Raw genomic sequence first — 10,079 nt, 5'->3', positions numbered from 1 at the left:
TGGAAAAGATAGTAACCAAGAATGCATTAAAAGAAATAAATGGTCCGGTAGCCATCGCAATGCTTGATATCGACCACTTCAAGCAGGTCAACGATGAGCACGGTCACTATACTGGCGATCTCACACTTCTGTACATCGGTCAGAAGCTGGCCAAGGGAACTCACGAAGATGATTATGTAATAAGATATGGAGGAGAGGAATTCGTCATTATCCTCAAGAACTGCGACGTCAACAACGCCTGCGCCCGTATGGAGCAGTTCAGACGCGACATAGAATCCGCAACAGATACGCCTGTACCATTTACCATCTCAGTTGGCGTATCAAGATATAACGGAGATTTCAGTAAGTCCATCCAGAACGTGGACAACGCACTGTACAAAGCTAAGAACACTGGCAGAAATAAGGTTGTGGTGGTATAAAGAAAATATTGCAAAGACACTAAAAGACCCCAAAGCGTATGCTTTGAGGTCTTTCCTTATGCCATCTTAGAAGCTGTTCTTCTTTGATGACTTACCATTTCCAAGAATACTCAAGATTCTCATGAACAGGTTGATAATATCAAGATAGATATCAAGTGCGCTGTCTACAGCGTTATCGACAGTCTTAGGATACTGCTGAGCTTTCCAGTAGTCATATCCAATGTACAGTGAAAAAATAACTGCACCGATCAAAGCTGATACGTTCTGGCGAACTCCAAAGAGCATCAGAACAAGCTCTACAACTATAAGTCCAAGCAAGTCTCCGAATAATATTCCATGAAGCTTGGAGAAAAACTCAGGCTTAAGAATACTAAGGCAAACCATAACTACAGTGATTCCTGCGGTGTAAGTAATTGCCTGAAGTACTACCAGTGAGCTAAGTCCTCCATAGTAATAAACCACTGTTGAAACAACAATTCCTGCAGGAACTACAACCAGGTTATAACCCAAAAAGCTTACAAGAGGATTATTACTCTTAGCAGAAATAATTGTTCCGGCAAGAGCACTAACAATATAGCCCACTATCAACACTATAGGATTAAGGCTAAGGGCAAAAGGTGTAAGCTTAGAACATATCAGGATATTAACGAGCAGTCCATAAGCTACAACTCCGCCAAGATACATATTGTAAGCTCTGTCAGAAACAATCTCATTTTCTAAAACAGGCTTTAAAAGTCTTTCTTGTTTTCTCTCACTTAAACTAAACATAACTATTTCCTCCAACATGTATAATAATGCTTTGTCATGAGTATATTCTATGTCTGATACTCATCATAATCCATAACATTTTCAGCATATTATAAATTCTTATTTTTCTATTTTGTATAAAAAGAGCTCCACTGCTCATCACAGCGAAGCCCATATTATTCAACATATTATTCTTCTGATGTGTCTCCAACTGGCTTACCACCTGTAGCGAGCCACTTAAGGTATGCATTGATGAATGGATCAAGCTCACCATCAAGTACTCCGTCAGCGTTAGAAGCCTTGAAGCCTGTACGCGTATCGTTAACCATTGTGTATGGCTGAAGTACGTATGAACGAATCTGGCTACCCCAGGCGTTATCCATAACCTCACCACGGATACCAGCAAGCTTAGCAGCCTGTTCTTCCTGTTTCATGATGAAAAGCTTAGCCTTCAACATCTGCATAGCCTTGTCCTTGTTCTGGAACTGTGAACGCTCATTCTGGCAGGCAACAACTACGCCTGTAGGGATATGAGTGATACGAACAGCAGATGATGTCTTGTTGATGTGCTGTCCACCGGCACCTGATGAACGATATGTATCAATTCTCAGGTCATCTGGATTGATCTCGATATCTACATCTTCCTCGATATCAGGCATTACGTCGCATGATACGAAGGAAGTCTGTCTCTTAGCCTGTGCATTGAAAGGACTGATACGAACAAGTCTGTGTACACCGTGCTCAGACTTAAGAAGTCCATAAGCATTAGTTCCGGAAATCTGGAATGTAACTGACTTGATTCCGGCTTCATCGCCATCAAGGAGATCAAGAACTTCTGTAGTAAAGCCCTTTCGCTCTGCCCATCTGGTGTACATTCTATAGAGCATTGATGCCCAGTCACAAGCCTCTGTACCGCCTGCGCCAGCATTAAGTCTGAGGATTACGTCATATTTGTCGTAAGGCTGATTGAGAAGATTGCTGATTCTGATGTCCTCAAGAGTTGTCTCGAAATCATCAAGCTCTGATCTGATCTCTGCAGCCATATCATCATCATCTACACCCTCTGCATTCTGCATATCAATGAGGTCGATGATATCTGTGTACTGATTGTTGAGCTTCTCAATGTTAGCGACAAGGTCCTGCATGTTCTTGAGGTCCTTGGTCTTCTTGTTGGCCTTCTCTGCATTATCCCAAAAACCAGGCTCTTCCATCTCACGTGAAAGCTCTTCGATTATCTTCTTCTTGTTGTCGAGATCCAATGATGCCGTAACCTCTTTAAGGGTTCCCTGCAGGTTCTGAATCTCAACCTTCATCTGATCTAAAACTACCATAAAAACTCCATTTCTATATGATAACTAAAACACAATTGCCAAAAGTTTGTATTATACCTTACCGTGGCAATTCTTGTACTTCTTGCCGCTTCCACATGGGCATGGATCATTTGGATAAACCTTAGCTTCAACTCTCTTAACTGGAGCCTTAGCAATTGAATCATCCTTGTTAGTTCCTGTAACCTTGGCAACCTGCTCACGCTCGACTCTCTCTTCGATGTGAACGTGGAACAGAAGTCTAACTGTATCCTCTCTGATAGCCTTGGTCATGTCATCGAACATCTCATAACCAGCAAGCTTGTACTCAATCTTAGGATCTCTCTGGCCATAAGCCTGAAGTCCAATACCCTGACGGAGCTGATCCATATCATCGATATGATCCATCCACTTTCTGTCGATAACCTTGAGGAGAATAACTCGCTCGATCTCACGGATTGTCTCTGGCTCAGGGAACTCAGCCTCTTTAGCCTCATAGAGCTTAACAGCCTCTTCCTTGAGCTGCTGAGCAAGACCACTCTTAGTGAGGTTATCAATACGTCCTCTGTTGATCTTCTTAAGAGGAATAGTAGGTAAAAGAAGCTCATTAAGCTCCTGGAGATTCCAGTTATCTGGATCTGACTCCTCACCTACAACTGTCTGAACATCAGCTTCTACAATATCAGTGATCATCTTGTAGATAGAATCGCGAAGTGATTCTCCATCAAGAACCTTCTTACGCTCTGCATAGATGATCTCTCTCTGCTCGTTGTTAACCTGGTCATACTCAAGAAGGTTCTTACGTATACCATAGTTGTTAGACTCAATCTTCTTCTGTGCAGACTCAATTGCCTTAGAAAGAGATGAGTGCTCGATTTCCTGTCCATCAGGAATCTTAAGCGCATTGAACATCGCAATAAGTCTCTCTGAACCGAACAGTCTCATGAGGTTATCCTCAAGTGAAAGATAGAACTTGGATTCACCTGGATCACCCTGACGACCTGCACGTCCACGGAGCTGGTTATCAATTCGTCTTGATTCATGTCTCTCAGTACCAATTATCTTAAGACCGCCGGCTGCTCTTGCTTCCTCATCAAGCTTGATATCTGTACCACGTCCTGCCATGTTGGTAGCAATTGTAACAGCGCCCTTTCTGCCGGCCTCTGCAACAATCTCAGCCTCCATCTCATGGAACTTGGCATTAAGTACCTGATGCTGAATACCACGCTTTTTGAGAAGCTTACTGATTTCCTCAGAAGACTCAATAGTGATAGTACCAACAAGTACAGGCTGTCCCTTAGCATGAGCTTCTACCACTGCGTCACAGATAGCATTGAGCTTCTCTTTTTTGGTCTTATATACAGCATCCTGATGATCTATTCTGATAACAGGCTCGTTAGTAGGAATCTCGATAACATCAAGTCCGTAAATATCACGGAACTCTCTTTCCTCAGTAAGAGCAGTACCAGTCATACCGCACTTCTTCTCGAACTTGTTAAAGAAGTTCTGGAAAGTAATAGTAGCAAGAGTCTTGGACTCTCTCTTAACCTTAACATGCTCCTTGGCTTCAATAGCCTGGTGGAGACCATCTGAATAACGACGGCCAGGCATTACACGACCTGTGAACTCATCAACGATGAGGACTTCGTCATCCTTAACAATATAATCATGATCCTTCTGCATAAGGTTATTAGCACGAAGAGCAAGGATAATGTTGTGCTGGATCTCAAGGTTCTCAGGATCAGCAAGGTTCTCTATACGGAAGAATCTCTCAACCTTGGAAACACCCTGCGCTGTAAGGTTTACGATCTTATCTTTTTCATTGACAATGAAATCACCAGTCTCTTCTCTCTCAACGCCCATGATGGCATCCATCTTGGTCAGGTCTTCCATATCCTCACCACGAGTCATCTGCTTGGCAAGAACATCGCAAGCCTCATAAAGCTTGGTTGACTTGTCACTCTGACCAGAAATGATAAGAGGAGTTCTGGCTTCATCAATAAGGATAGAGTCAATCTCATCGATGATGGCATAGTTAAGACCACGAAGAACGCACTGTTCCTTGTAGATAGCCATGTTATCACGAAGATAATCAAATCCCAGTTCATTATTGGTTACATATGTAATATCGCAGTTATAGGCTGCACGTCTCTCTTCTGAAGTCATGCTGTTAAGAACAACACCAACAGTTAGACCTAAGAACTCATGAATCTTACCCATCCACTCTGAGTCACGCTTAGCAAGGTAATCGTTAACTGTTACGACATGAACACCCTTACCAGCAAGAGCATCAAGATATGAAGGAAGTGTAGCCACGAGGGTCTTACCTTCACCAGTTCTCATCTCGGCAATACGGCCCTGATGGAGGATAACACCACCAATAAGCTGTACTCTGAAGTGCTCCATTCCAAGGACTCTCTTACCAGCCTCACGAACTACTGCGTAAGCCTCTGGCATGATGTCATCAAGAGTCTGACCATCTGCAAGTCTCTTCTTGAACTCTTCAGTCTTGCCTCTAAGCTCCTCATCAGAAAGAGCCTGCATCTGTGGCTGCATTGCCTCAATAGCATCTACAGTACTGCGGATACGCTTAAGCTCTCTCTCACTGTGTGTTCCAATAATCTTGTCAATAATACTCATTTTAATTCTCCCAATGCATAAGGATTTGGCCTAGTATTATATGTAAAAAAGGGCATAGTAATCCCTATATAATTACAAAAGTCCATTGCACATTGTAGCAGATTTGAGCCAACTATTCAACCATGTTGACATCGCCCTTGAGTAGCCTTGCCAGAATGTCTACTGTATACTTCATCTCCTCCTGTGTGTGCTCACTGGAGATAAAGAACCTTAGTCTCGCTTCTTCTTCTGAAACAGCAGGATAAACAATAGGCATAACATTGATTCCCTTTTTGTACAGCTTCTGAGATATTTCCATGCATTTATTGGAATCCTTGATGATGCAAGGAACAACAGCTGTTCCCTGGGCAAGTCCGGTATCAAGTCCCTTTTCTCTCATAGCATTTAAGAAAAATCTGCTGTTCTGTTCAAGTTTATCCACAAGCTCAGGAGACTTTTTGAGAATATTTAGTGCCTCAAGAGCTGCTGCCGCATTTGAAGGAGATATTCCAACGCTGAACATAAATCCGTCAGAAGTATATTTTAATAGCTCAACTATTTCTTTGGATCCTGAAATATAACCTCCGCAGCTTGCAAGGGACTTACTCATAGTTCCCATCCACAGATCAACATCTCTTCTGTCAACGTTATAATAACTTCCTACACCTCTTCCGCAGTCTCCTATTGTGCCAAGAGAGTGAGCTTCATCAACCATCAAAAGAGCTCCATATTTCTTTTTGAGCCTGATAAGTTCCGGAAGGTTACAGATATCGCCATCCATGCTGTAGACGCCTTCTACAACTATAAGAACTCTTCGATAAAACTTCCTAACCCTCTTAAGAGCATCCTCGAGTGATTCCATATCATTATGCTTAAAGCTCATACGCTTTGCGCCAGATAGTCTGCAACCGGTTATGATACTGTTATGAGAAAGGCTATCGTGTAGTATCAGGTCCTCAGATGACACAACAGTGCTGATCGCGCTGACATTTGTGGTATAGCCTCCGATATACACAATAGTATCTTCAGTTCCAAGAAACTCAGTGATCGCGTTTTCAAGCTTTCTATGAAGGTCAATTTCTCCTGAGATCATACGGCTTCCGGATACTGAAGTTCCGTACTTCTCCACAGCTTCCTGAGCTGCTCTTATTACGTCTTTGTTGCCGTTTAGACCAACATAGTTGTATGTAGAATAATTGATCTTCTGCCCGTCATCAGTCTCAATAACATCTCTTGGAACAGCGTAATTAACCTTGTAGTATGGATTGCTCGCTACGTTCTGTAGCCTGTTGTGAATAGTCTTATACTCCTCAAACTCAGATACAGATGTCTCAGGCTGTATTTCAGTCCTGTTGCCATCTTCTGCTGCAGGAGCACTTACAATCACAGTTTTTGAAACTGCAGGTTCTATCTTAGTCTCAGCCACAACTACAGGAGCACCACCAGCTTTTTCTATGATCTTAACAAGGTCACTTATGGTGGTATCTTCTGCTGATGCTGCTGCAATAAATCCCTGTACCTGTCCCCTGTCAAAAGAGAAAATACTCATAAGGTCAGATACCAGTTCGCCCATCATTATTGAATCTATTCCAAGATCAAACTGAAGTTTATCCTCATCATGAAGTGTCTCGACAGGATAGGCAGTTGCCCTTGAAAGGGCATTATAAACAATATCTTTTATCCCTTTTGAGGAAGTCATACCATCTTCTGCAGCACTAGTACTGCGAGTAATAAAATAGCTTTCTCCCTTTTCAAGTTCAGTATTAAGTCGTGATGTATCCTGAAGTCCACTTGATTTTAATATCATATGGCAGTTTGTTCCGCCAAAGCCAAAAGAGCTGATTCCAACTACTTTTGGAGCTTTGTCAGCCTCTCCATCTGCGACCAGAATGTTATCCACAGTCTTGATATAAGGATTTTTCTTATTATAGTTAAGACTCTTTGGAATCCTACCGTTTGACAGGATCATTACAGCCTTAATAAAACTAGCTACGCCTGCTGCCGACTCAAGATGACCTATATTTGTTTTAACAGAGCCCACATATAAATCTTTACCCTCATTCTGAAGTGACTTACCAAATACACTGTTGATTGAATTAAGTTCTATAGGGTCTCCAAGCTTGGTTCCGGTTCCATGAAGTTCAATATAATCAACATCTTCCGGCTGTAGTCCTGCCCTCTTAAGAGCGCTGCCTATGACATCTTCCTGAGCCTTTCCATTTGGCGCAGTAAGTCCGTTACTCCTTGCATCCTGATTAACAGCAGAGCCTGCCACAACTGCATAGATATTATCCCCATCCTTAACAGCATCAGAATAGCGTTTTAACAAAACAGCTCCGCAGCCTTCGCCCCTTACATAGCCATTAGCAGATTCATCGCAGGTTTTGCATTTAGAATCAGGGGATAACATATTGGCATTTTTAAAGGCCTCAGAAATCTGAGGTTCCAGCAAAATATTTACGCCTCCGCAGATTGCCTGTTTGCACTCTCCATCTCTAATAGCATTAGCGCCCATATGAAGAGCAACAAGTGATGAAGAACAGGCTGTATCGATTGCTATACTAGGACCTGTCAGATTAAAGACATATGATAGTCTGTTTGCAATTATGCTGGTGGAATTACCGGTGCTGTAATACAAATCCTTGTCTTTTTCTTCAAAAAGTGAAGAATAATCATGATTAGAAAGACCTATGTATACTCCGGTATTGCTGCCGTCGAAGTCTTTTTCTGCTTTTCCACTGTTTATCATAAGTTCGGAAGTGGTCCTTATAAGGATTCTCTGCTGAGGATCCATCTTGATTGCTTCCTTGGGGGTTATACCATATTTTCTGCAGTCAAACTTATCCACATCTTTTATATAGCCCGCCTTAAGAGCATTTATTTCGTTATTTCCTATGAGTTTTGCTCTAGACTCATCAGGATAATCTATCGTATCTGTGCCATTTATGAGCATATCCCAGTACTTATCAGGTGAATCACTTTCTCCCGGGAAATGACATGCCATGGAAACAACAGCAATATCATCATCTGATACATCATTGGATTTTTCTTCTTTTACTGCTGTAATAGCTGGCGCGTTTTTTATATCTTTTACCTTGTCCTTAAGAAAATCCATGAGTTTGTTGAGGGTAGGATAACTCCACAGAACATCCACTGTGAGGCTTACACCAAACTCATTTTCAATATCCTTGAACATTTCTTCTATACCGATAGAATCAATTCCAAGCTCAGCAAAAGGTCTGTCAAAGTCACTCTCTGTCATTTCCTCTTCCATTGACTTAGAGATGATCTTAACTAGTCTTTCCTTAAGATCATTCTTCTCTTCCTCAAACTTTCTTGTGAGAAGATAATATCTGATCTTTCCGCTGGCAGTCTTAGGAAGTTCAGATAAAAATACAACCTTCTCGCAAGGTATATGTAGTCTTGAAAGGATCGCTGTCTGGATATCTTTGGCCATAGCTTCCTCGGCAGGGTCTGTACTCTCAACTGCAATATACAGTTTTTCTGTATCTGACACAGAGTCGTGAACCTGAAAAGCTGCAAGTGGTCTCTCTGAAAGGGCCTTAACAGCGCCTCTTACAGTAGCCTCTATATCAGCAGAAAAATAATTTCTGCCGTTAATAATAATCATCTCCTTGCGGCGTCCGCTGATGAATATCTCCCCATCTACCATAAAGCCAATATCGCCTGTATCGAGATCCCCATTTGGGCGAAGAATAGCCTTGGAAGCCTCAGGATTTTTGTAATAGCCTATAGTCACATTATCCCCGTGAACCATGATATTTCCCACATGGCCATCTTCAAGAACTCTGTAGTCATCGTCGCAAATAAATACTTCGTTACAGTCTATTAGCTTACCGCAGCCCATTATGAGTCTTGCGCCATCTCTTTTTTCTTTTCCAAGGATAGCATCGCCAACAACAGCGTCTGCAGCAACATAGTAGGTATTTCTTGCTTCCTTGGGATTACCAAGAGAAACAGTTACTGTAGCTTCTGCAAGGCCATACGCAGGAATAACCGCACTTTCCTTAAAGCCATAAGGAGAGAGTGTTTTCCAGAACATGTCACAGCTATAGGCTGAAATACCTTCACCGGCACTTACTGCCCCCTTAAAACCGCTAAGATCAACATCCTTATAGTCTTCTGCCTTAAATGTCTTCATTATCAGATTCATGGCAAAATTAGGCATAGGTGAGAAGGTTGCGCCATATTTAGAAGCGGTCTGAGCCCAAATAGCAGGGCTTCTGAGGAATGTCGTTGGCTTCATGCATATCTGGTCAGAGCCAAAGGCAATCGGACACATATGCATGGCAAGAATTGCAAAGTCATGCGAAAGAGGAAGCCAGTTAAATACATTATCCTCATGGCCAAGATCGATTCTACTAGCTGTTGCAAGGGCATTAGCCACTACGTTTTTATTGGTCAGAAGAACCCCTTTAGGATTTCCTGTTGAGCCTGATGAAAACTGAAGTACAGCAGTATCATCTTCAGAAATGGCAATGTTTTCAAAAGCTTCATAATCAGGAGTTTTATCTGCAAGGCTTGCATATTCGGAAGGGATTATGATCTTCTCTTTCATAGCCTTAGAGAGTGCTTCTCCAAGCATCATATCTGAATAAATGTACTTAATATCAAACTGTTTACAAAGAGATGTAATCGCAGGAATATGCTGCTTAATGTCAGCACCAATAGGATAAAGAGCCGGTATAGCGCCTATAAGGATTGCTCCCCAAAATCCCATGAAAGTATAGATTGGCTCAACTGCCTGTATCAGAATAAGGTCACCTTTTTTAACTCCTTCATCTGCATACCTATTCGCTATTACAGATGCATGACATAAGAGTTCTCTATAGCTCATGTTTATGTCATTTTCCACAAGTCTTAGGTTGTATTGCTTATCTTCTCTTGCTCTATTTATTAGTAATTCTCTTACCGTCATCTCTGTCTCCCTTTCAATGCTCTTGCAAATTTAATGTCCTCAATAATG

5 protein-coding genes are annotated in these 10,079 nt (G+C 41.9%); 1 reads left to right on the top strand and 4 read right to left on the bottom strand.

Features of this window, described 5'->3' with window-relative positions:
• The coding region (locus IJI01_RS06795; RefSeq protein ID WP_292187765.1) for a GGDEF domain-containing protein at positions 1 to 419 on the top strand (419 nt) is incomplete at its 5' end.
• Positions 420 to 485: 66 nt separating this feature from the next.
• Here the strand turns inward: IJI01_RS06795 and IJI01_RS06790 are convergent.
• From IJI01_RS06790 to IJI01_RS06775, 4 genes are all read right to left on the bottom strand, one after another.
• Positions 486 to 1,187: a Bax inhibitor-1 family protein gene (locus IJI01_RS06790; RefSeq protein ID WP_292187763.1), complete on the bottom strand. Its 702-nt coding sequence runs from the start codon at positions 1,185 to 1,187 to the stop codon at positions 486 to 488.
• Positions 1,188 to 1,354: 167 nt separating this feature from the next.
• Complete coding sequence (prfB, locus tag IJI01_RS06785) at positions 1,355 to 2,497, bottom strand: peptide chain release factor 2 (RefSeq protein ID WP_292187760.1); 1,143 nt, start codon at positions 2,495 to 2,497, stop codon at positions 1,355 to 1,357.
• A 51-nt stretch (positions 2,498 to 2,548) separates the two neighbouring features.
• Complete coding sequence (gene secA / locus IJI01_RS06780; RefSeq protein WP_292187757.1) at positions 2,549 to 5,113, bottom strand: preprotein translocase subunit SecA; 2,565 nt, start codon at positions 5,111 to 5,113, stop codon at positions 2,549 to 2,551.
• A gap of 112 nt (positions 5,114 to 5,225) precedes the next feature.
• Positions 5,226 to 10,031, bottom strand: coding sequence for an aminotransferase class I/II-fold pyridoxal phosphate-dependent enzyme (locus IJI01_RS06775; protein WP_292187755.1), 4,806 nt, complete (start codon positions 10,029 to 10,031; stop codon positions 5,226 to 5,228).
• Between the last annotated feature and the right edge of the window lie 48 nt (positions 10,032 to 10,079).

It is taken from the genome of Butyrivibrio sp. (genome assembly GCF_017433805.1).
GTDB lineage: Bacteria > Bacillota > Clostridia > Lachnospirales > Lachnospiraceae > Butyrivibrio.
Note: the sequence above shows the minus strand (reverse complement) of the source record. Positions and strands in the feature narration are given on the sequence as shown.